This is a genomic window from Erwinia psidii (assembly GCF_003846135.1).
GTDB classification, from domain to species: Bacteria; Pseudomonadota; Gammaproteobacteria; order Enterobacterales; family Enterobacteriaceae; genus Erwinia; species Erwinia psidii.
Genome location: NZ_RHHM01000023.1, coordinates 1 through 20,996, shown reverse-complemented (window position 1 = coordinate 20,996; position 20,996 = coordinate 1). Strand labels below are relative to the sequence as shown.

The following is a 20,996-nucleotide window of genomic DNA, read 5'->3' as shown; positions in this document are numbered from 1 at the left end:
TGGATTCACTTTTATTTTCTGGAATGTTTTATATTGTAAAATAGATCCCATATTTTTTTGGGATTGATAAAAACCTTATGTATATCAATTACTGGTTGATCGCGAAAGAAATAGTTGAGAACCGAGAAAGAGAAAAATTCCGTTATGATTACACTGAGCGCTGCACCGTCAATCCCGAAAAAAGGAACAAGGGTGACTGAAGAAATAAAACAAATGATCAGCACGAAGAATGTTTTTTTGACCAGAAATTTGTATCCATTATATTTAATGATAAACCGATCCATAATACTGCTAAAGATGGCAAACATTGCGGCAATACTGAGATATAAAGTTGGTTTGACCGCATTGAGGTAGGCTATGCCATAAAAGTATTCGATGAACTTACCTGCAAGCAAATGAATACTCAGGATGATAATGCCGGATACGCCAAGAACCATCAGATGCAGATTTTGAATCTTGATGATGGTTTTGCCAGGATCTTTCTCCGCAAAGAAAGAAGGATAAAAGGATGCCAGCAATGCATAGGGCACAAATGTCCATGCTGTAGATAATGTGAGGGCCACAGAGAAAATACCAGCTTCTTTCACGCCAAGAAAATAAGAAACGCTGATTTGATTAAATCGGGTATACAGTGAGACCGCAATGATGGAGAAAATTAATGTCCCGCCTGATGAAATCATATATTTTGAATATTTTTTTACATGCCTGGTCTTAAGAATGGATCTCTTCTCGTGTCGTAACATGAACCAGGATGTTTTGATCAGAAATGGTATGGCAGTTACCAACACAATCGGGATGGACAAATACCTGGGGTCCATCTCCAGATATGAAATGATATATCTGCACAGCAGGCTTATCACTAATCCCGTAACGTTTGCAATTACATTCAATTTGGCATTGAGCGTTGCTTCATTATAGACATTAACCAGATCGATAGCTGAAAAAAGACAGGCTATTGCCGCAGCAAAAATAAACACCGCTGCATCTGATGTCATATTTTCTTTCATCACAACCATGCCAGTAACTGAAAGAAAAAAATAGCTGACCAACACCAGGAAGAAAGTTGACAGCATCAGTTTTATTCCTGAATCTTTATTTCTCGATATCCTTTTTAATAAAATAACATCGCTGCCCATAACAGAAATTGACTGTATAAACTGAAACACAAGCATAGAAACTGACATGATGCCAAAAATGGTCGGTCCGACATATTTAGCCACGAAAGAGGTGACAAAAATAAGCCCCAAAACGGCAATTATTTTTTCAGAGATCATCCATAATGAATTTCTTATTTTTTCTTTCACGATTAAACCTCAAAGATTATCTTTTTTCAGTTTCCGCAACTGTGATACCAATACGGGAAAAAAATAAAACAGGGCAAGATAACCGGTGCTGGCCTTAAAAATTAAACCAGTAGAGAAATATTTTCTGAAAATTACTCTGTATAATGAAATATATTCATCGAGAAATGGACGGCTGAATCCTTGAGTGTTCATTGCCCTTGAAATATAAGATGCAGTGATTTTCAGAAAAATATGGTAGTAGAATTTTATATTTTCAGGAGACAGGTATTTTCTTATTTCTATAAAAGAGATTGTAAATGAGAAATGTTTTTCTTTTAAGGTCGTTCTTGTTGCAGAATTTAATGAATATCTATAGTTATAGATAATTTTATCTGAAAAAACGACTTTCCTGTTTTCTGCCAGATTGAGATAATGGATGACAAAAAGTAAGTCTTCGAAGTTCGCTATCTTTTCATCAAATCTTAGGCTGTTTGAATTTATAATATCAGCACGGAAAATTTTATCACAAACGCCATATTTAGGATTAAAGTATAAAATATCATTTATTGCATCAGCGCAGTTAAGTATTTTACTGTTCTCCGATGCGGTCAGATTGGGGATTCTGATGCCGTCGTGTGTATAACCTTCCGACTGACCAACAGCCATACTTATATTATTCTGCATAAGACTACGCCATGTGGCCAGCGCCTCCTCTGGCAGGAAGTCATCAGCATCAACAAAGCTGATGTAATCTCCTTTGGCAACGTTCAGGCCATAGTTACGGGCTGAAGACACACCGCCATTTTCTTTACTCAGTACGTTAACCCTTTCATCGTTTTTGTACTTGTCCAGTATGACCAAAGAATTATCGGTGGAACCGTCATCAACAATAATAATTTCATAGTTATTCTCACTCTGTAACAGAATGCTGTCGATACAGGTTTCAAGGTACTGAGCTGCATTATATACCGGTACAATCAAACTGAATAAAATATCTGATGAATTGCTAATCATGTTGCCTCTTAACGTTGTTCACCCGCAGTAAGTTAAACGGATAAATTTTGAAACCTTTATTCCAACAGGAAATCAATCGGTTGAATTGTACCGCACATCCCGGAAAAGGCACTGGTCGATAGGGGGGCGGTTGAGGTCAGGACGTATCCCATGCCCGTCACCCATTAACCCTGTTTACAGATAACATCAATGTGCCATCTGAAAAACACCATGAATCTGCGAGTTTCACTGAGCAAACTTATCATTGAGGTAAGGATTAGCGCCACCAATTAACAGAAAAAATGATCCTTTAAGTTGATTCCTGGTAGCTGCAGACTGGCGAACGTGAATTCAATTATGTCTGAGATTAGAGCAGTTGTTGACAAATTATTATTAAGATAAATGCCGTGGCTAACCACTCTTAAAATCAAGCTACCGCCCTTGGCTTATAGCTACCAGTGCACTTAAAAATGTCATAAATGTGTTTTCTCAAAATAAAAATGGTCTTAATTATATTTTTTATAATTTTCCGTGGTGCTATTCCTGTTGTACGGCGTTTGCTGTCAGCATCCTGCGACTTGATTCTTTTCAAAATTAGGATTTATTCCATGCTTTTTACACGTTAAAAACAAATCCGTTTCGTCATTTTTTTATGGCAAAAGTTAACCCTGATGACAAAAATTCATCATCAAAGAGGGGGTAAACCGGCCCAGCATGCCGCATATAAGCTGAGAGCAACAGTGAATAAAAACGTTTTAGCCGGTTATTTTTTGTGGCTTTTCGATTATTTTCAAAAATAACGCCTGGCACCAGTGCTCCTGAAAAGGGATGCTAATTTTCTGTTAATACTTTTCTTCTGTGATATTACAGATGGTATTTTTTACGTCAATGGTCCGGCAGGAAAACAGGAATTTCGCCATGTGGAAGATAATTAATTAGCAAGAATAAAACATTAGCTCATTTAATTTAAATAACTGGTGGGAGGTCCACTCTATTATATAGAGAAATGCACCTGGTAAGTCATACATTGCCATATTGCGCTGTTTCGGGTAACCAGCGATCAATTAATGCCTGGGCCTGTTCAGGGTAATGTTGATGAATATGTTGGGCAATGCGCTGTACTTCCGGGATCATTGCACTGTCGCGAAGTAGATCTGCTACTTTAAATTCTGCATTACCGGTTTGCCGGGTACCCAACAGTTCACCAGGACCACGAATTTCCAAATCACATTGCGCTATGACAAAGCCATCATTGCTGTCACGAAGCACCTGGAGACGTTTTTGTGCCCCTTTACTCAGTGGCGTTTTGTAAAGCAACACGCAATGCGAGGCGACAGACCCACGACCCACCCGTCCGCGTAATTGATGAAGTTGCGCCAGTCCCAGCCTTTCCGGGTTTTCGATGATCATCAGGCTGGCATTCGGAACATCCACACCGACTTCGATCACCGTTGTGGCAATCAGCAGATGGATTTCACCCTGCTTAAAGGCCTGCATAATCATTTGTTTTTCCGTGGGCCTCATCCGGCCGTGTACCAGTCCAACCTGAAGTGTTGGCAGCGCCAGCTTTAATTCTTCCCAGGTCGCTTCGGCTGCCTGCGCTTCCAGCTGTTCCGACTCTTCAATCAGTGTACATACCCAGTAAGCCTGGCGGCCTTCTTCGCTACAGGCGCTTTTGACCCGTTCGATAATCTCTGAACGTCGTGTATCGGGGATGGCGACGGTAGTCACCGGGGTTCTGCCAGGTGGAAGCTCATCAATCGTGGAGGTATCCAGGTCGGCATAGGCCGTCATCGCCAGGGTCCGCGGGATGGGGGTGGCTGTCATGATCAGCTGATGTGGATGAAAGCCCTGTTCTTCACCTTTTTCCCGCAGCGCCAGACGTTGATGGACGCCAAAGCGATGTTGCTCATCAATAATCACCAGTGCCAGACCATTAAACCGCACCTGCTCCTGGAAAATGGCATGGGTGCCAACGATCATGGATACCTGCCCGCTGGCAATAGCGTCCTGTTGTGCCTGGCGGGCTTTCCCTTTTTGCTTACCAGCCAGCCAGCCCACTTCAATACCCAGTGGCCCAAACCACTGACGGAAATTACTGGCATGTTGTTCTGCCAGAAGTTCTGTTGGTGCCATTAGTGCCACCTGTTTACCCCAGGCAATCACATTAAGGGCGGTTAAAGCAGCAACCAGGGTTTTCCCCGAACCAACATCGCCCTGTACCAGTCGCAACATGGGATGGTCCTGTGCCAGATCCTGTTCAATCTCACGGATGACCCTTTGCTGAGCGCCAGTCGGACTGAAGGGGAGTGCTGCCAGTAGCTTATCGCTGAGTTCATGACGGGAGGGTAAAGGCAGAGCATGATGACGTTGGGTTCCGGCACGGACGGCCAGCATACTCAGGTTATGTGCCAGCAATTCTTCCATGATCAGACGGCGCTGTGCTGGATGCGTCCCGCTTTGCAGATCGGTCAGCGCTATATCTGGCGGTGGACGATGCAACGTTCGTAGCGCTTCCGGCAGGCCGATCATGCCTTTACTGAGTTCAGGCGGGAGTAGCTCTGTAATGGCACAGGTTTGTAGCAGCTCAAGCGCCCGATCGGTAAGGTTGCGCAGCGTTGCCTGGCGAATACCCTCGGTGGTGGAATAGACCGGCGTTAGCGTTTCCTGCAATTCCACCACACTGTTATCACCCTGCACGCGATATTCAGGATGGATAATCTCGGCACCGCGCTGGCCGCGTTTAATCTCGCCATAGACCGTCACGCGGCGACCCGGAGCCAGGCTGTTTTTCATCCCGGCATTGAAGTTGAAAAAGCGTAGTGTCAGGATCCCCGTACCATCACCGATCTGGCAGGTGAGCATCCGTCGGCGGCCAAAAGTGATATCGCTCTGCAACACTTCGCCCTCTACCGTGGCGAAAATATTTGGCAGCAGATCATTGATAGCATAAAGCTGGGTACGATCTTCATAGCGCAGGGGCAAATGCAGTAGCAGATCCTGTACGGTGACTAATCCCAGCTTCGCTAATTTACCTGCCTGGCTGTGGCCAACACCGGATAACGTGCTGAGAGGGACAGCATCCAGCAGGTGGCCTTTCATTTTCTGCGTACCGATGCTTGCATCAAAGCCCACCACTCCGGCGTAGCAATCACTTCGCCCTGTTCGTTGATTTCCGGCCAGGGCAGACCTTTTTGTTTGGCGACGCGGGCCAGCACCGGATAGCCGCCCTCAAACAGCAGACGCTGCTGCTCGCTGAACTCCAGCGTGCTCCGCTGACGCTGATACATTCCGGCATTCTGCCGCTGACGCTGTGCTTCATACAGGATCAGGGCGGAGGCCACCGAAACATTCAGCGACTGCACCATGCCGGTCATCGGGATAATGATGTCCTGATCTGCGAGTTTCAGTGCTTCCTGTGTGATACCGGTTTTTTCCTGTCCCATCAGAATGCAGGTTGGACGGGTATAGTCGATATCACGGAAGTCGACTGCATTATCAGACAGGTGAGTGGCGAGGATTTGCATACCCTGGCTTTTCAGATGACTCACCGCATCGGCAATGCTGGTGTGGGTTTTTACCTGTACCCAGCTGTTGCTGCCCGCCGCGGTAGAAGCCATAGTGCGCATCCGGCAACCGGGCCAGACGGCATGAACCTGGTGCACACCGACCGCATCAGCAGTACGGATAACAGCGGATACGTTATGAGGTTTATGAACCTCTTCCATACAAACGGTCAGATCGTGCTGGCGGGCGGCCAGCATCTCAAGGATACGGGCATAACGTTGAGCATTCATCGACTAATTTCGGTTACGGTGGACTTTAATCACGTCGGGCATCACGCGGATTTTACGCATTATATTTGCCAGATGAACGCGATCGTGGGCCGTCAGACGGATAAAAGCGCAATAAACACGGCCATCTTTCTCTTCCGTGTTAAGGCTCTGAATATTCGATCCGGCAGTGTTAATCGCTGCGGTCAGGTTTGCCAACGCCCCCTGATGATTAAACATATCTACTTTGATCTCCGCCACGAACTCCTGTTCGGTAACCTTGTCCCATTCCACTGCCATATATTTCTCTGGCTCTTTCTGATAGCCACGAATATTACGGCAGGACTCATGATGTACCACCAGGCCTTTGCCCGGGCTGACATGTGCCACGATAGGATCGCCGGGAATAGGGCGGCAGCATTTGGCCAGTGTGATCAGCACACCGTCGGCACCCTTGATTGGCAACTTGCCCCGTGAAGAGGTACTGACCGTCGCGGTAACGAATTGCTCACTTTGCTGCAGATTTTTGGCAATCACCACGCTCATGGCATTGCCCAGGCCTATTTCTGCCAGCAAATCGTCAAGTGTTGCCAGCTTCATACGTTCCAGTTCGTGTTGAATATTCTCAGGAGAGATCTCGGCCAGCTTCCGACTGCCGCCCAGCGCATGGTTAAGTAAACGGCGCCCAAGACTCACTGAGTCATCGCGTTTCAGGTTTTTCAGCAGCTGACGGATTTTTGATCGTGCTCTGGAGCTGACCACAAAATTCAGCCAGGCGGCATTTGGCCGTGCACCCGGTGCGGTGATAATTTCAACCGTTTGTCCGCTGCTCAACGACTGGGAAAGTGGATAGGGTTGACGATCAACGCGCGCGCCGACGCAGGCATGTCCGATATCGGTATGCACGGCATAGGCAAAATCAACGGGGGTTGCGCCGGTAGGCAGTTCGACGATGCGGCCTTCCGGGGTAAAAACGTAAATCTCATCAGGGAAGAGATCGGATTTGACACTTTCAATAAATTCGAAGGAATTGCCAGCACTTTGCTGCAACTCAAGCAGGCTCTGCAACCAGCGCTGTGCGCGAATTTGCGCTGTGGTGCTGCTTTCTGCCTGCTCTTTGTAAGCCCAGTGAGCTGCGACCCCCATCTCTGCCATTTGATCCATATCTTCCGTACGGATCTGTACTTCAACCGGCACACCGTGTGGTCCAATCATTGAGGTATGAAGAGACTGATAGCCGTTGGCTTTGGGGATGGCGATATAATCTTTTACCCGGCCAGGACGGGGTTTGTAGAGGCTGTGCATTTGCCCCAGTACGCGGTAGCAGGTGTCAACATCGCTGACAATCACCCGAAAAGCATAGATATCCATAATGGAATGGAAACGCTGTTCTTTCAGATGCATTTTGCAGTAAATCGAATAGAGGTGCTTCTCTCTGCCGCTAACACGACAGGGGATCCCTGCCTCCTGCAACCGGCCATCGATCTCAGAGAGAATTTTTTGGATCATCTCTTTGCGATTGCCACGCGCCGCTTTTACCACTTCTTTAATCACACGGTAGCGATTGGGATACAGTGCCTCAAAGCCCAGCTCTTCCAGCTCGGTTTTCAGATGGTGGATACCCAAACGGTGTGCCAGAGGACTGTATATCTCCAGCGTTTCCAGCGCGATGCGGCGCTTTTTATCGGGGCGCAAAGCACCCAGCGTTCGCATATTATGCGTGCGATCTGCCAGCTTGATCAGAATGACGCGGATATCCTGCACCATCGCCATGATCATCTTACGGAAGTTTTCGGCCTGAGCCTCTTTCTTATCGCGGAATTTCAGTTTATCAAGCTTGGACACCCCCTCTACCAGTTCAGCTACGGTCTGACCAAACAGCTGTTCCATATCCTGATAGGTGGCGGGAGTATCTTCTATCACGTCGTGCAGAAGCGCGGCCATAAGTGTTTCATGGTCGAGCTTCATTTCAGCCAGGATGCAGGCGACAGCAACCGGGTGAGTTATATAAGGTTCGCCACTGGAGCGCGTCTGTCCCTCGTGAGCATCACGCGCGACAAGATAAGCCTGCTTGAGACGTTTAATCTGGTCCTCAGGCAGGTATTTTTCAATCAGTTGATTAAGGCTTTCAAACAGATACAAGGGCGAGCCTTCCGGCTGATGATTAACGACGACCTTCAGCAATAGCGGTAACGGCCTGTAGCTCCGCGGCTTCCTGCTCATGCTGTTCCTGGCGATCACGCACATCCAGAATCTGGTTGGTGATAAGCCCTTCTTCAATTTCACGAAGCGCGATGACGGTTGATTTATCGTTTTCTTCCGGTACCAGCGGATCTTTACCGCCAACCTGCATCTGGCGTGCGCGACGGGCGGCGACCAGCACCAGGTCAAAACGGTTACCAATTTTTTCTACTGCGTCCTGTACGGTTACGCGTGCCATAAGTGTGATACTCCACGGGTGACGAAATGACTGCGCATCATACTGAGTTGTCCTCAGTCTGCCAACAGTTTGCTGATTAAAGCATCATGACGGGATTTTTGACGTCCCATTCGCAGACGCTCGGCGCGAATAATATTTTTCAGATCGGACAGAGCCAGATCAAAATCATCGTTTACAATAAGGTAGTCATATTCTGCGTGGTGGCTCATTTCAGCAACAGCCTGCGCCATACGTTTGGCCATCACTTCTTCGCTGTCCTGGCCGCGACCACGCAGCCGGCGATCAAGTTCATCTTTCGACGGTGGCAAGACAAAAATGCTACGTGCCTGGGGCATTTTCTCACGGATCTGCTGTGCGCCCTGCCAGTCAATATCCAGGAAAACATCCACCCCGGTAGAAAGTACCTGCTCAATGGCTTTACGTGATGTGCCGTAATAGTTGCCAAACACCTCAGCGTGCTCCAGAAAGGCTTCTTGTTCAATCATGCGGCAGAATTCGTCATGAGACACAAAATAGTAGTGTTCACCGTGATTTTCACCGGGACGCATGCCTCTCGTCGTGTGGGAGATTGAAACCTGTGTGTCATACAGCGGCTGAGTTTTCAGCAGTGCGTTGATCAGGCTGGATTTACCTGCCCCACTGGGCGCTGAAACAATAAAAAGAGTGCCTTGAGCCATGATTATTCTTGATAAGCCAGTCAGAGTCTGATTTCTGCACAGTATACACGGCTGGCCTCGTTCATACAGCGTTTCGGGCGTCTTGCAGCACTATATTTGCTGAAAAATGGAAAGCATCCCACGACATCTGTGCCGTGTTTCACTACCTGTTAAAAATCTTTTCGAGCCGGTACGAGAGATTTATTGTTGCCCGTCGCCTTCAGTCTCTCTTTTCCCTGTAATACCACCACGGAAAAACAGGGAGTAAGGCGATGCGTAACATAGTCATTTTGTGTGCCTTCTGGTGTGTACTGGTGCAGGCGCAATGCCCGGTCTGGACACCCACTCAGGCGGAGCGTGAGCTCAGCGTTTTAGCAAAGCAACTGAGTGCCTGGGATCGGGCCTATTACCAGCAAGGGAGCGGTGAGGTAACAGATGACCACTACGACGCGATGGAAAAAAAGTTTCATGCCTGGCAGCGCTGTTTCCGTCCACAAAGTGCTGCCCGCCAGCCGGAACTGAGTCAGACTGGTAAAGTTATTCATCCCGTGGCTCATGTCGGGGTAAAAAAGCTGGCTGACAAACAGGCCGTTGCCCGTTGGATGGTCGGAAAAAAAGCACTATGGGTTCAGCCAAAGATCGATGGTGTCGCTGTTACACTGCATTACCGACATGGCCTTTTGGTCAGTATGGTCAGTCGCGGAGACGGATTGCAGGGTGAAGACTGGACGGATAAAGCAAAACAAATTCCATCTGTTCCTCAGCACATTCCCTTCGAAAGCGACGCTGTAATTTTGCAAGGTGAGCTGTTTTTACGCATGCATGACCACCGGCAGTCATCCGCTGGTAGCGTCAATGCCCGCAGCGTCGTGGCAGGGGCGATGCGGCGCAAGGATGCATCCGGTGTATTACATCAGCTGGGCATCTTTATCTGGGCGTGGCCCGATGGGCCTGACGGAATGACAGAACGGCTCAGTCTGTTACGGCAGGCGGGTTTTGGCCTTGTGGCTGACTGGAGCAAACCGGTCAGCAGCGCCGATGAGGTTGCAGGTTGGCGAGATCGCTGGTTTCACCAGGCGCTGCCTTTTGTGACAGATGGCGTGGTTGTTCACCGTTCACCGGTGGCGGGCGTCTACTGGAAACCGGGTGAGAATAACTGGTCGGTGGCCTGGAAATACTCTCCGCCTGAGGTCAGCACCGAAGTTCGCTCTGTTGACTTTCCCGTGGGGCGAACCGGGAAAATCAGTGCAGTCCTGAATCTGGTGTCTGTGCAACTGGATGACAAAAAAATTAACCGGGTTAGCGTTGGTTCACTACAGCGCTGGCTGGCCGCTGACATTTTGCCCGGCGATCAGGTTACCGTCAGCCTGGCTGGTCAGGGGATCCCACGGCTGGATGGCGTGGTATGGAGGGTGACAGAACGCCGGCTTCCGGCAATGCCCGATACAGAGAGATTCAACGCATTAAGTTGCTTCACTTACACACCACAGTGTCGGGAACAATTTCTTTCCAGACTCGTCTGGCTTAGCAGCCCGGCGGCACTGTCAATGCCAGGGATTAGCCGGAGCAGTTGGCAGCAATTAATACAGGCAGGGAAACTGACACATCTTTTTTCCTGGCTGTCACTGCCTGCTGAACACCCCGGCGAGATTGAGGGAATGACCGCAGCCAGAATAAACCAGATTTATCACCAGTTTTCTCTCAGTCAAAGGCAGCCTTTTAAGCGCTGGGTAAAAGCCACCGGCGTCCCCATTCCAGCCAGCGCGTTAAATTCCATGAAGGATGATACCTGGGCCGATCTGCTTGGGCGTAGTCAGGGATCATGGCAGCAGCTGCCAGGAGTGGGTAAAAAGCTGGCAGGGCAAATTGTCGCGTTTTTACAACATCCTTCTGTTCGGGAACTGATCGCCTGGCTTGAACGTCATCAATCTCAGGGGATCAGTGTTCATTATGCGGATAATTGAAAATGGGCAAGCCCAGTTTATAACGCAGTGCCAGAAGACGGGCGATAAAACCGAACAGCAGTGTACCGGTAACAACCAGTTCATGAGAGAGCGAGGTTTTCAGCAACAGAATATAGAGCCAGCCAGAGGTAAAGGCTACTCCTGCATACAGCTCCTTTTGAAAGACCAACGGAATACGGTTACAGAACATATCACGCAGTACGCCACCAAATACGCCGGTTATTACCGCGCAAATTGCCGCAATAATCGGAGCATGGCCCATGTCAAGAGCGACTTTCGCACCAATGATCGAGAACACCACCAGCCCCAGCGCATCCAGCACCAGAAAGACTTTACGCAGATGGGGCATAAGCGAAGCCAGTTGGGTTGTCACCACCGCTGCCACTGCAACGATAATGATATACATCGGCTGCTTGACCCAGCTGAGCGGATAGTGACCCAGCAACATATCTCTCACCGACCCGCCGCCAATGGCGGTGACGGAAGCAATAATAATGACGCCAAACATGTCCATTTTACGTCGACCAGCAGCCAGTGCGCCGGTCACTGCCTCGGCGGTAATACCAATAATGTAGAGCACGCTAAGTAACATTGTCTGCTCCTGAAGATCATCATGGTGATAATTTATCGTACGGCAGTCTCTGGACATCATCATGGCGAAAGAAGAGCAGGACGATGAGCAATTTTGCTGTTAAACGATGAAAATAAGCCGTGTCTTTTAACATCAGACAGCGCGTTACGACATTGCGGCGGTATCACAGGCGGCAGCTTATCCTGTGTTTTGATGGTAGCCATGAGTGTCTGTTTCGTCAGCGATAAAGAACAGATAAGTGAAAGCCTGAGACGGGCATCTGTTTTCATTGACTAAAATCGGATTAGTTTTTCTTCACAAACTCAGATTTCAGTTTCATTGGGCCAAAACCATCGATTTTACAGTCAATGTTATGGTCTCCTTCAACCAGACGTATGCCTTTTACCCTGGTGCCAATTTTCAGGGGAGTGGAGCTGCCCTTGACTTTCAGGTCCTTGATGACGGTCACATTGTCGCCGTCTGCCAACAGATTACCATTGGCATCTTTGACTGTCAGGATGTCTTCATTGGCTGTATCTGCACCTTCAGACCATACCTGCCCACATTCGGGACAATTGAAGAGTTCACCATCCTGCCAGGTGTATTCAGAGTGGCATTTAGGGCATGGAGGAAGCGTTTGCATGGTAAGACTCCAAATTAATCCATAATAAAAGGAGGGCATTCTAGCCTGTTGCCTGCCGGAAACCTACAGAAAACCCTGCTGGTGCGAAGCATAATAATGAATTTTTGGTGAAACAATTGACAGTCAGCAGCGTCGTTCATTATAAGGAACAACATTGGCCTTTATACAGAACGCCGATGTTAAATGCAGGAAGTGTGTCATGGAAAATTCGTTATTGCTGTCCAGTGATTTTCGCCAGTCTGTGTCATTAAGCCTTGCCAGAGTGAGGAAATCTCGCGGGCTTTCGCTTTCCGGTCTGGCAGAAACCAGTGGCATTGGCAAAGCGACACTTTCCGGCATTGAGGCCGGGCGCGGCAATCCCACCATTGAAACCGTATGGCGGCTGGCACATGCGCTGGGGGTTACCTTTGGCGAGCTTATCTCACAGGAACAGGATCAGTCAGTTGAATCCAGTTCGTCCGGTGTCAGCGTTCGCCTGATTAATAAGCAATCTTCTCCCTTCGTTATTGAAACCTATGTGATGGATTTAGCACCTCACACGAAACGCATGGCAGAAGCGCATATGCCTGGAGTGGAAGAGAACGTGGTGGTGCTTAAGGGGCGTGCGCTTACCGGCCCCCAGTCGGAGCCTGTTTTCCTCAGCGCCGGTAAAAGCTGTAGCTTTGCCAGTGATACGCCCCACCTTTATCAAAGTCTGGATGAACAGACTTCGATGATGATCAGTGTGATTTATCCCACCCTGGCTGAAGCTGCACCGGGAGAACACGATATTTATCGTGAATGGCCGGGAACGGAAGATGACTGGTCCGGTTTACAGCAACAGTTTCGTCGTCTCGCGCTGGAAAGCCGTCAGGGCGTGAATGCGGTTCGCCTCTGTTTCACCGGTTGTGAGGATATGGCCGACGCAGCAGAGCAGATCCAGCAAAGACTGCTACCGGAATCGCCGGGTATGCAGGCTTTTTATGTTGATGAGCAGGGACCAAAATTGATTTGTCTCGCTCGTGAGGGAAGCCACGCGCGTCTGGAGGAAGAAACGGCGAAAAATCCCTTATTGCAGCAGGCCGTGGATCTGAGCAATCTTGCCATTTCGCCGTGGAACCAGATTGACGCAGAGAGCCAGTCCAGACTGCAAATGCTGTCACGTTCCGACACCTTCTGTCTTTCCAGTCTTGCAGCAGAGGTGCTGACCCGTAATGGTCAACCCTCTGTACCACGGTGCGCTGCTCCCCGTTATGAAGTCACGCCTGTTGTGGAGCGCGATAATGACACGGTGCTGTTTGAAGATCGAATTGATGTGGATGGCTATGCGGTCTGGGAGATGGTGCATCCAGCCTACGCCAGACAGTCTGTGGCGATTGCTCAACAACTGAGTCGTTACCTTTCTCATCGTGCTTCACGGGTAATTGATATTGGGACCGGTCCGGGATTGCCCTTAAAGATGTTACTGGAGTTGTTGCCAGAACTACAGGTCACCACCGTGGACCCCAGTGAAACGGCTTTTAATCATTTGCAAAAGCTGTTTAAAAACACACCTAATGTGCACCCCGGTAAGGGCAGCATTACCGATCTTCCTGTGCCAGATCATCCGTTTGATGCGGCTATTTCAGTCGGGGCTTCCCATCATCTGGATACGATGGCGTTTCTCAGCTCGACGCGGCGACAGTTGGCCCGTGGGGGTGTTTTTATTGTCTCCGATGAAATGATTAGCCCTTTCTCTACTATCAGTCAACGCAAAACTGGCCTGATGAAACATCACCTGCAGTATATTGCTGACACGCTGATACCTATATCAGCAGAGGCGCTTTCGGTGGATGAGTGTCGTCTGGTGCAGATGCTGCGCAAAGATGTGCCACAGGCTTTATTTGAGGCCCGGACAGGCGATGAAGGGCGGGCTGAATATCGTTGCAAACATCTGCTGGAAACACTGCATAGCTTACATCTTCCGCCGCAGCCTGCTAATTATTTGCAGGTATTTTATCGCTTCCATATTCTTGAGCTGGAAGCGTTAGTTGCCGGACTGGACTACGAAGTTGAACAAAAAACCTCACCGGACTGCTTTTCCGATTTGGCCAGAATAGCCGGGTTTAGCGTGCAGCAGCATCGCCGTTTGTACGCGACCAGTGGACGAACAGACAGCGATGCCGGAACGCATCTGTTTGTATTACAGGCATTATGATTCAGATGAAAAAAACGGTTAACCAGGCGTTACTGGCCTCCTTACCTGTGGTTACTGGCTATCTGCCAATCGCCTTTGCGTTTGGTATGGCGGGTGCGGTTAGTGGTCTGCCGGTGGCAATGGTGGTTGCCATGTCCGCTTTTATTTTTGCCGGAGGCAGCCAGTTTGTATTACTGGCTGCCATGCATGCCGGAACGGCCTGGTATCTGGTGCTGGGACTGTGCGCTATGATGGATGTCCGTCACATGTTATATGGTGCCGTAATGGTACGTCAGCTACCTGCGGGATTGCGCCGACAGCTGCTGGCTGCCTCAACACTGACGGATGAGGTATTTGCCACGGCGTTGGTGCGGATGCCGGAAATAGCGATGGTTTACCGTAGCAGCTGGCTTAGCTGGCTGGGAATATTCAGTTACCTTGCCTGGGTCGTCGGAACGGTATTGGGTGCGGTGACGGGAATCCAGCTCAGTAACGCCTTTCCATTGCTGGCAGACGCTATGCCATTTGCATTGCCTGCGTTGTTTGTGGTGTTGGTACAGGAAAGTTTCAGCCCGCAGTACCGTCTGCCAGTGATTGTTTCCGTAGTCGTTGCTGGTGTGTTGTATTTACATGGATTAACCGCACTGGCACTTATCGCAGGGGCACTCTGTGGTTGTTGTGCGGTTTTTGTAAAAGGAAAACTGAATGACTATGCCATATGATGAAGGATGGATGGCCGTGATTGCCATGGGCGTGGTGACCTGGCTGTTACGCTCGCTGCCTTTTATGCTTAATAAACGGGTTCGGGCTGATGACAACAGGGCCGATCACGGGTCGCCAGTCTTTGCCGCGCTGGGACCTTCGCTGTTAGCCGCTATCATGATTGTTACTTTAATTCCCGGTATGCAGCAGGCAATGTCCATCGGTTATGGCAGGACGCTGTGCTATGTAGCAGGGATTTTAATGACGTTGGGGGCATTACGCGTTACCAAAAATCCGGGTATTGCGGTGATCGTCGGCGTAGGCATATATGGTATGGGTCTGTGGTTCCTGGTCCCGTAGCTGTGGTTGGTACCGTTTTCTGATCAATCTAAATCTGAGGAGCAATAACATGAGCCAAAGCCAACAGAGATATTCTGATGAAACTGGCGCAACTTGTTTCACTGAAGCCAGCAAGATGTTGTGCAATGGGGATTACAGACGCATCCGACTGGACTGGGAAGTGACTACCGATGAGTTTTTTCATCTGGTTTGGGACTGTGGGAATGTTCAGACCAAGATAATTAGGGAGCGGGACAGATTCTATGTTGTGGCAGGTCAGTGTGCAGACGACTAAAAAGTGTGTGCAACAGCGGCATGTCGACATTCTGAACAGGCAGGCAGAGGTTGTATTGCGAAGAAGTAAGTGATGTTATGGGCGGACGAAGAAAAAATGATATTAATTCAGACGCCTGAAATACTTCTCAGCCTGCCAGTCAGCGAGCATTAGCGTAATCATGTATTGATTGTTAATCGTGAGCCTGCCACGTTTCTCAATGCTGGCAGCCCCAACACCAAAACTTGCTAAAGGCTTTAAACAGCGCTGCACTGGCTATCTCAGAACAGTGTTATGAAAAGCCGACTTTCCCGCTGGCACGATGGCTGATTCCACCACCCGACATGATAAAGGTTGATATCCCGTGTAAACAGCATGCACAGCCGCTTTCCTGTCGCCGTGAATGGGGCCTCAGTACAGGTGGCCGTGACTGACAGTAATTATGGTCAGCCTGGAAAAAGCATTTAAGACGCTGTTGCTGCTATTTTTTTAGCACGGCGTTGGTTCTCTGACTGGGATAGCGGGAAGGCCAGATTTCTGAGGGGCTGATTCCTAATGCCACCGCGATGATAATTTCTCCTTTTGGCCAGTGACGGTAAAGTGCGTTTGCCAGAGTGGATGAGGCAAGGCCGGATTCTCTTGATAATCGTGATACAGAACTCCCCTTCTTCTTGAGTGCGGCGGAAATCTCGGATGGATGCCAGTCCTTCCCTTCTGTCACCATAATTCTCCTGTAGTTAATCCTTTAACCGGCAAGCCTCAAAATAGTACGTTTTGTTCTAATATTAAAGCTGTTCGATAGTCGATTTTGTTCTATTTGAGAGGTCTTATATGCCTTCATTTTTTACAAATGACTATCAGAAACTTATCGGCTACCTGGTGGATGTCCGCAGGAAACGTAACATCACTCAGACACAGCTGGCTGAAGCGATGCGGATCGAGCAGACGCTGGTATCAAGGATTGAGCGCTGTGAAAGGAGGCTTGATGCCGTTGAGTTTTATCACATCTGCACCTTACTCGGTGTAACAACGGATGATATTTATCGTCATCTTGCACCAAGGTTTCAGGCTCTCCCCGCCGTAAAGAAGAAGGTGGATGGGCTGTGAACCTCTGGCTAATCGCCATCAGTTTTCTGTGAGGAATTACTTACCTGTCGGCAAGTTCAGTTTTAAGGTGATAAGTTACGTGTTTCCCTCAGCCAGTACCGGAAAATATATCTCGTGATGACAGCTTTTTACCATCGCTGCCATTCAGCACAGGCTAAACTTCCTGGATCGCAGCAGAACAAACCAGATATGGAAGCGGGGACTGACTGTGTTTTTCAGAGTATCATTCTGTCCAAACCACTGTGTTTCTGTACCTTGTCATGTGTCACTGCCGGTAACGGCGCAACGGTTCTGTAGTGATATGCGCAGCCCTGGTATCATGTACGGTGATATCCATGTCGTTCAGATTATCCGGCGTTGGTCGAATTTAGGGAGTTCAGCGGCGGAAATTATTTTTTAAATTCCACTTTTATTGCTTACGGAGGGTATTTATTTCACATCATCATCTTATGTGAGTGAAATTCTTAATAACTTTCTGCCCGGTGCTATATCGATGAGCATCTTTTTGCACAGGTGGCGTTATAACAATTATATGAATCATTATTATTGCGCAGACGGTTTCTCTTTAGCGTCAGCTGATTGTGCATTGATGTACTGAAAAATAAACTTCAACACGACTATATTGCATTCTACATTTCAGAAAAATATTAACCGGACATCATGATGGATTGGTTCAACCAGAAAAAATTTGAGGTTCGTCTTGAATGGGGCCTGCCGGCCGTGGATTACCTGGCTGGCGATGCAGATTGTGCTGTGATAGTTGACGTTATGTCATTTTCTACGTGCGTGAGTCTGGCGGTTGATAATGGCGCCGACATTTACCCTTATCCCTGGAAAGATGACTCCGCGAGCGGATATGGTATGAAAATCGGCGCGCAGACGGCCAGTCCTGACAGAAGATTTAGCGGTCAAGGTTACAGCCTGTCGCCAGCATCAATCCAGAACATCAGTGATGGCGAAAGACTGGTACTTCCGTCACCTAACGGATCGGCCATTTCCTTCAGGGCACGGGACACCGGGATTACCGTTTTCAGCGGTTGTTTCAGAAATATGTCTGCAACGGCTAATGCCTGTGGCGCATTTGAAAGCATCCTGGTGATCCCCTGTGGAGAGCGATGGCCTGATGGCAGCTTTCGTCCTTCAGTTGAAGATTACGTAGCAGCCGGTGGTATTATCGCTGCAATGGGACGTCGTAATTGCTCTCCTGAGGCGCTGGCGTCAGTGGCGGCCTGGCAACTTTACCGACAGCAAAATTTGCGTCAACTTCGTGAGTGTTCCTCAGCACTTGAACTAAAAAAGCGCGGGTTCAACGAGGATGTCGGACTCTGCCTTGAAGTGGACACTGCTTCGTTTGCCTGCCAGCTGTATGGTGATTTTTATACATCAGCACGGTAACAGTTATAACTGTTCTGGCTGGTATCATAATGGGCTTTACAGGATAAATTGCCTTTCAGAATAACTGTAAACAGACCCGTTTTAGTTCCACGTATTTTTTGAGATCCCGGCCAGATGGTGTTGTCATCGGTATTCCTCCGGTGTCAGGTTGTTCAGTGATTCATGTGGACGTTCTCAGTTATATTCTGAAAGCCACCGCTCTGTGATTTCCCGTACTTCGTTCGGCGTCCTGAACAGACAGAAATCGAGTATTTCAGTGCGGTATGTCCGGTTAAAGCGTTCAGTAAATGCATTCTGAGTCGGTTTACCCGGTTTGATAAATTCCAGCCTCACTGCATGCACTTCTGCCCACTCAGCCAGAGTCAGAGAAATAAATTCCGGGCCGTTATCCATGCGAAGCATCGCGGGATATCCCCGGTTTGCGTCGCTCCTGTCGGGCACCCAAACCACCCGTTGGGCCGAAAGGTTCAGGTCTGTTTCGATCGACAACGCTTCACGATTAAAATTATCGACGACATTGAATGTGCGAAAGCGACGACCACAAATCAGCGCGTCATGCATGAAATCAACAGACCAGCTCTGGTTCAGCGCTTCCGGTGTGGTCAGCGGTGATGGATTACGTATCGGCAGACGCTGTTTGCCTTTGCGACGAAAATTCAGTTTCAGCAGACAGTAAATACGGTGGGTCCGTTTATGGTTCCGCTGGTATCCCTGCCGCCGCAGAACCTGAAACAGCTTCGGGAAGCCGTATCGTGGATATCTTTCCGCAGCCGTCTGCAACGCGAAAATAACGGGTACGTCACGCGTGGTATCCGGGCGGTAATGGTAAACCGTTCTGCTCAGGTTCAGACTCCGGCAGGCCTGACGAATACTCAGTGTTATTATCAGATGCGTCACCAGCCCACGCTTAAAGGCTGGCTTCAGAGCTTTTTTTCGATAACGTCTTTCTGTGCCCGATTCTCAAGACTGAGGTCGGCAAACATCTGCCTGAGCCGTTGATTCTGGTCCTCAAGATCCTTAATTTTTTTAATATCAGATGTTTCCATGCCACCGTATGTAGACTTCCAGTTGTAATACGTGGCTTCAGAGATTCCGTCCTCGCGGCAGACATCTTTCACTGTTCGTCCGGCTTCAACTGATTTAATCACCGTGATTTACTGATGCTCAGTAAAACGGGCTTTACGCATAGCGATCTCCTTCGTTGGCAAAATGAGTATGCCGTAAGGTCTCTGAATGTGAATGGCACGATTATGCGGGATACTTACACCATGTAGACCTACAGTTTGCGCTCTGTATAGCTATCCGTGGAACCGTACTCTTTAACGCAGAGTCTTGTGTAATCATCCGGTGGAGGACAATAATCTACCGATTCCCAGAAGACGTAATAACTGGCCGGAGATACCGACAGTAAAACCTCTCTGCCTGTACCCGGCGCTGGGACATTTTCGCAGGCTATATAATCGTGCAGAGGAAAGCATAACTCGATATGGTTTTCTTTCCAGAGCGTCAGCAAATCCTCACTGGTGCAATCTGCCCCATGAGCGCACAGCATCTGTGCTGCTCTGTTACGCTCGCCTTGCACGTCACCGCCTTACTGAAGGAGTGAGGCAGGCGGTAAGGCATTGCCGCTTTTTTCCCCGCCGGAATAGCCTCCCGGCCATTTACTACTTCCGCAGAGCTGGTGCAAGGCTGGGTAGAGCGGATGATTTTATTGCTGTCCCCACGCGAGGGAGAGGGGTTCTATTCACGATGAACTTTCATTAATTCCCCGTTTTCCTTCAATTTATAGCGCCCTTCATATGTGATAAATATCTCTCTTTCATATTTAAATCGTTTTATAGTAAATACTGGTTCTTTATCGATGTAGTTCATTTTTGTTTGCATATCATCGAAACAGAGCCTGTCGTATTTATCTTCTTTATATCCGTCACCAAAATTCCAAAAAGTAACATCATAGCCACCATAGGGGGCGGGTTTGGGAATATCATAGCGGCTTTTGAGTATATCTTTATTCTTCAACCACCAGTCTATTTTTCCTTTGTCCGTAACGGGAAAGTTTTTTACTAAAATAGAACTGTAGTTACTGTCCTTATGAACTGCAATAATTTCTACCGGGCGAGAGGTCAACCAAAAAAATAGCCCATCAGGACAGCGCCAGCGACAAGAAGAATCAGCAGAAGTTTTTTCAGATTAGCTTTCACTACGGCCCCCGGTGATTTCTACAGTGGCTTCCATATTGGTCATGAATGGCTTGAAGCAAAACTGATTGTACCGCTGGAGAATAAACCAGATGCGGAAAAAATGGAACTGGCTGAATTTTGTGTTCAGAATATCATCACTATCCAGACCAAAGTGATCCTGAACTTTATAATGCACCACTGCCCGGAAACAGCCATTATCAATATGCAGTAATTTTATGGTGATATGCGTTGCCCAGGTATCATGAACGGTAATACCCATACCATTGAAATTATCCTGGAATCTGTCGAATTTAGGCAATTTACCACCAGATATGGCTTCATACAGCTTTGCTTTTTCAATAGATGGATAAATATTATTTTCCCAGTCTATATTGTCTTCAAACGCTTTCTGCAATAACACACGTGTACTATTTTCCTGTGAGTTATCCCTGATAATATGCTCTTTCAATGCCCTGTCCAGAGACACATCACGGAAGGGCGTACCGTTAGCACTCTGCATG

The 20,996-nt window shown here is 48.3% G+C and carries 18 protein-coding genes and 2 pseudogenes; 6 read left to right on the top strand and 14 right to left on the bottom strand.

All coding sequences use genetic code 11. The features are described from left to right. Window positions 1-11 precede the first annotated feature (11 nt). From EB241_RS19965 to gmk, 8 genes are all read right to left on the bottom strand, one after another. Window positions 12-1,304 carry an oligosaccharide flippase family protein gene (locus EB241_RS19965; RefSeq protein WP_124234821.1) on the bottom strand — a complete coding sequence of 431 codons (1,293 nt, stop codon included), beginning with the start codon at window positions 1,302-1,304 and terminating at the stop codon, window positions 12-14. A 9-nt stretch (window positions 1,305-1,313) separates the two neighbouring features. Next, window positions 1,314-2,297: a glycosyltransferase family 2 protein gene (locus EB241_RS19960; RefSeq protein ID WP_124234820.1), complete on the bottom strand. Its 984-nt coding sequence runs from the start codon at window positions 2,295-2,297 to the stop codon at window positions 1,314-1,316. A 621-nt stretch (window positions 2,298-2,918) separates the two neighbouring features. Then, window positions 2,919-3,086 carry a hypothetical protein gene (locus EB241_RS20995; protein WP_158612432.1) on the bottom strand — a complete coding sequence of 56 codons (168 nt, stop codon included), beginning with the start codon at window positions 3,084-3,086 and terminating at the stop codon, window positions 2,919-2,921. A gap of 210 nt (window positions 3,087-3,296) precedes the next feature. After that, window positions 3,297-5,378 (bottom strand): ATP-dependent DNA helicase RecG, encoded by a 2,082-nt coding sequence (recG, locus tag EB241_RS19955; protein WP_124234842.1) that lies wholly within the window; start codon window positions 5,376-5,378, stop codon window positions 3,297-3,299. Continuing rightward, complete coding sequence (trmH, locus tag EB241_RS19950) at window positions 5,375-6,073, bottom strand: tRNA (guanosine(18)-2'-O)-methyltransferase TrmH (RefSeq protein ID WP_124234819.1); 699 nt, start codon at window positions 6,071-6,073, stop codon at window positions 5,375-5,377. Before trmH ends, recG begins: the two co-directional genes overlap by 4 nt. 3 nt (window positions 6,074-6,076) lie before the next feature. Continuing rightward, on the bottom strand, window positions 6,077-8,191 hold the full coding sequence (spoT, locus tag EB241_RS19945) for a bifunctional GTP diphosphokinase/guanosine-3',5'-bis pyrophosphate 3'-pyrophosphohydrolase (protein WP_124234841.1): 2,115 nt from the start codon (window positions 8,189-8,191) through the stop codon (window positions 6,077-6,079). 22 nt (window positions 8,192-8,213) lie between these two features. Then, complete coding sequence (rpoZ, locus tag EB241_RS19940) at window positions 8,214-8,489, bottom strand: DNA-directed RNA polymerase subunit omega (RefSeq protein ID WP_004154766.1); 276 nt, start codon at window positions 8,487-8,489, stop codon at window positions 8,214-8,216. 53 nt (window positions 8,490-8,542) lie between these two features. Then, window positions 8,543-9,166: a guanylate kinase gene (gmk, locus tag EB241_RS19935; RefSeq protein WP_124234818.1), complete on the bottom strand. Its 624-nt coding sequence runs from the start codon at window positions 9,164-9,166 to the stop codon at window positions 8,543-8,545. 251 nt (window positions 9,167-9,417) lie between these two features. On the opposite strand from gmk, the gene ligB reads away from it, so the two are divergent. Beyond that, window positions 9,418-11,109 carry an NAD-dependent DNA ligase LigB gene (gene ligB, locus EB241_RS19930; RefSeq protein WP_124234817.1) on the top strand — a complete coding sequence of 564 codons (1,692 nt, stop codon included), beginning with the start codon at window positions 9,418-9,420 and terminating at the stop codon, window positions 11,107-11,109. On the opposite strand, the gene EB241_RS19925 is transcribed toward ligB, so the two are convergent. Next, the gene (locus EB241_RS19925) at window positions 11,084-11,701 is read right to left on the bottom strand and encodes a trimeric intracellular cation channel family protein (RefSeq protein WP_124234816.1); all 618 of its coding nucleotides are present in this window, start codon (window positions 11,699-11,701) and stop codon (window positions 11,084-11,086) included. The genes ligB and EB241_RS19925 overlap by 26 nt on opposite strands. Window positions 11,702-11,984: 283 nt before the next feature. Continuing rightward, on the bottom strand, window positions 11,985-12,323 hold the full coding sequence (locus EB241_RS19920) for a zinc ribbon domain-containing protein YjdM (RefSeq protein WP_124234815.1): 339 nt from the start codon (window positions 12,321-12,323) through the stop codon (window positions 11,985-11,987). A gap of 199 nt (window positions 12,324-12,522) precedes the next feature. On the opposite strand from EB241_RS19920, the gene EB241_RS19915 reads away from it, so the two are divergent. Genes EB241_RS19915 through EB241_RS19905 form a run of 3 tightly spaced genes read left to right on the top strand, consistent with a single transcriptional unit; the run spans window position 12,523 to window position 15,540 of the window. Next, the gene (locus tag EB241_RS19915) at window positions 12,523-14,499 is read left to right on the top strand and encodes a helix-turn-helix domain-containing protein (RefSeq protein ID WP_124234814.1); all 1,977 of its coding nucleotides are present in this window, start codon (window positions 12,523-12,525) and stop codon (window positions 14,497-14,499) included. A gap of 5 nt (window positions 14,500-14,504) precedes the next feature. Continuing rightward, window positions 14,505-15,200 (top strand): AzlC family ABC transporter permease, encoded by a 696-nt coding sequence (locus EB241_RS19910; RefSeq protein WP_124234813.1) that lies wholly within the window; start codon window positions 14,505-14,507, stop codon window positions 15,198-15,200. Next, on the top strand, window positions 15,184-15,540 hold the full coding sequence (locus EB241_RS19905) for an AzlD domain-containing protein (RefSeq protein WP_124234812.1): 357 nt from the start codon (window positions 15,184-15,186) through the stop codon (window positions 15,538-15,540). The genes EB241_RS19910 and EB241_RS19905 overlap by 17 nt, the downstream gene beginning before the upstream one ends. Window positions 15,541-16,274: 734 nt before the next feature. Here EB241_RS19905 and EB241_RS19900 read toward each other — a convergent pair. After that, window positions 16,275-16,517 (bottom strand): helix-turn-helix domain-containing protein, encoded by a 243-nt coding sequence (locus EB241_RS19900; protein ID WP_124234811.1) that lies wholly within the window; start codon window positions 16,515-16,517, stop codon window positions 16,275-16,277. 107 nt (window positions 16,518-16,624) lie between these two features. On the opposite strand from EB241_RS19900, the gene EB241_RS19895 reads away from it, so the two are divergent. After that, entirely contained in the window at window positions 16,625-16,900 is a 276-nt protein-coding gene (locus tag EB241_RS19895) for a helix-turn-helix domain-containing protein (RefSeq protein WP_124234810.1), read from the top strand. 663 nt (window positions 16,901-17,563) lie between these two features. After that, window positions 17,564-18,295, top strand: a complete 732-nt coding sequence (locus EB241_RS19890; protein WP_124234840.1) for a 2-phosphosulfolactate phosphatase — start codon at window positions 17,564-17,566, stop codon at window positions 18,293-18,295. Window positions 18,296-18,472: 177 nt separating this feature from the next. Here EB241_RS19890 and EB241_RS19885 read toward each other — a convergent pair. The 3 genes and pseudogenes from EB241_RS19885 to EB241_RS19875 all read right to left on the bottom strand — a co-directional run. Beyond that, a pseudogene (locus EB241_RS19885) lies at window positions 18,473-19,449 on the bottom strand (IS3 family transposase); the annotation flags it as partial. 586 nt (window positions 19,450-20,035) lie between these two features. Then, window positions 20,036-20,496 (bottom strand): annotated as a pseudogene (locus EB241_RS19880) (DUF943 family protein). Beyond that, window positions 20,486-20,996, bottom strand: a 511-nt coding sequence (locus EB241_RS19875) for a YPO3983 family protein (protein ID WP_124234809.1), incomplete at its 5' end; no start/stop codon positions are given. The pseudogene EB241_RS19880 and the gene EB241_RS19875, both read right to left, overlap by 11 nt.

What these genes read in the sequence shown, in the direction of transcription:
- EB241_RS19960 (WP_124234820.1), bottom strand. Translation starts at nt 2,297, where the DNA reads ATGATTAGCAATTCATCAGATATTTTATTCAGTTTGATTGTACCGGTA.
- recG (WP_124234842.1), bottom strand. Translation starts at nt 5,378, where the DNA reads ATGAAAGGCCACCTGCTGGATGCTGTCCCTCTCAGCACGTTATCCGGT.
- trmH (WP_124234819.1), bottom strand. Translation starts at nt 6,073, where the DNA reads ATGAATGCTCAACGTTATGCCCGTATCCTTGAGATGCTGGCCGCCCGC.
- rpoZ (WP_004154766.1), bottom strand. Translation starts at nt 8,489, where the DNA reads ATGGCACGCGTAACCGTACAGGACGCAGTAGAAAAAATTGGTAACCGT.
- gmk (WP_124234818.1), bottom strand. Translation starts at nt 9,166, where the DNA reads ATGGCTCAAGGCACTCTTTTTATTGTTTCAGCGCCCAGTGGGGCAGGT.
- ligB (WP_124234817.1), top strand. Translation starts at nt 9,418, where the DNA reads ATGCGTAACATAGTCATTTTGTGTGCCTTCTGGTGTGTACTGGTGCAG.
- EB241_RS19925 (WP_124234816.1), bottom strand. Translation starts at nt 11,701, where the DNA reads ATGTTACTTAGCGTGCTCTACATTATTGGTATTACCGCCGAGGCAGTG.
- EB241_RS19920 (WP_124234815.1), bottom strand. Translation starts at nt 12,323, where the DNA reads ATGCAAACGCTTCCTCCATGCCCTAAATGCCACTCTGAATACACCTGG.
- EB241_RS19915 (WP_124234814.1), top strand. Translation starts at nt 12,523, where the DNA reads ATGGAAAATTCGTTATTGCTGTCCAGTGATTTTCGCCAGTCTGTGTCA.
- EB241_RS19910 (WP_124234813.1), top strand. Translation starts at nt 14,505, where the DNA reads ATGAAAAAAACGGTTAACCAGGCGTTACTGGCCTCCTTACCTGTGGTT.
- EB241_RS19905 (WP_124234812.1), top strand. Translation starts at nt 15,184, where the DNA reads ATGACTATGCCATATGATGAAGGATGGATGGCCGTGATTGCCATGGGC.
- EB241_RS19900 (WP_124234811.1), bottom strand. Translation starts at nt 16,517, where the DNA reads ATGGTGACAGAAGGGAAGGACTGGCATCCATCCGAGATTTCCGCCGCA.
- EB241_RS19895 (WP_124234810.1), top strand. Translation starts at nt 16,625, where the DNA reads ATGCCTTCATTTTTTACAAATGACTATCAGAAACTTATCGGCTACCTG.
- EB241_RS19890 (WP_124234840.1), top strand. Translation starts at nt 17,564, where the DNA reads ATGGATTGGTTCAACCAGAAAAAATTTGAGGTTCGTCTTGAATGGGGC.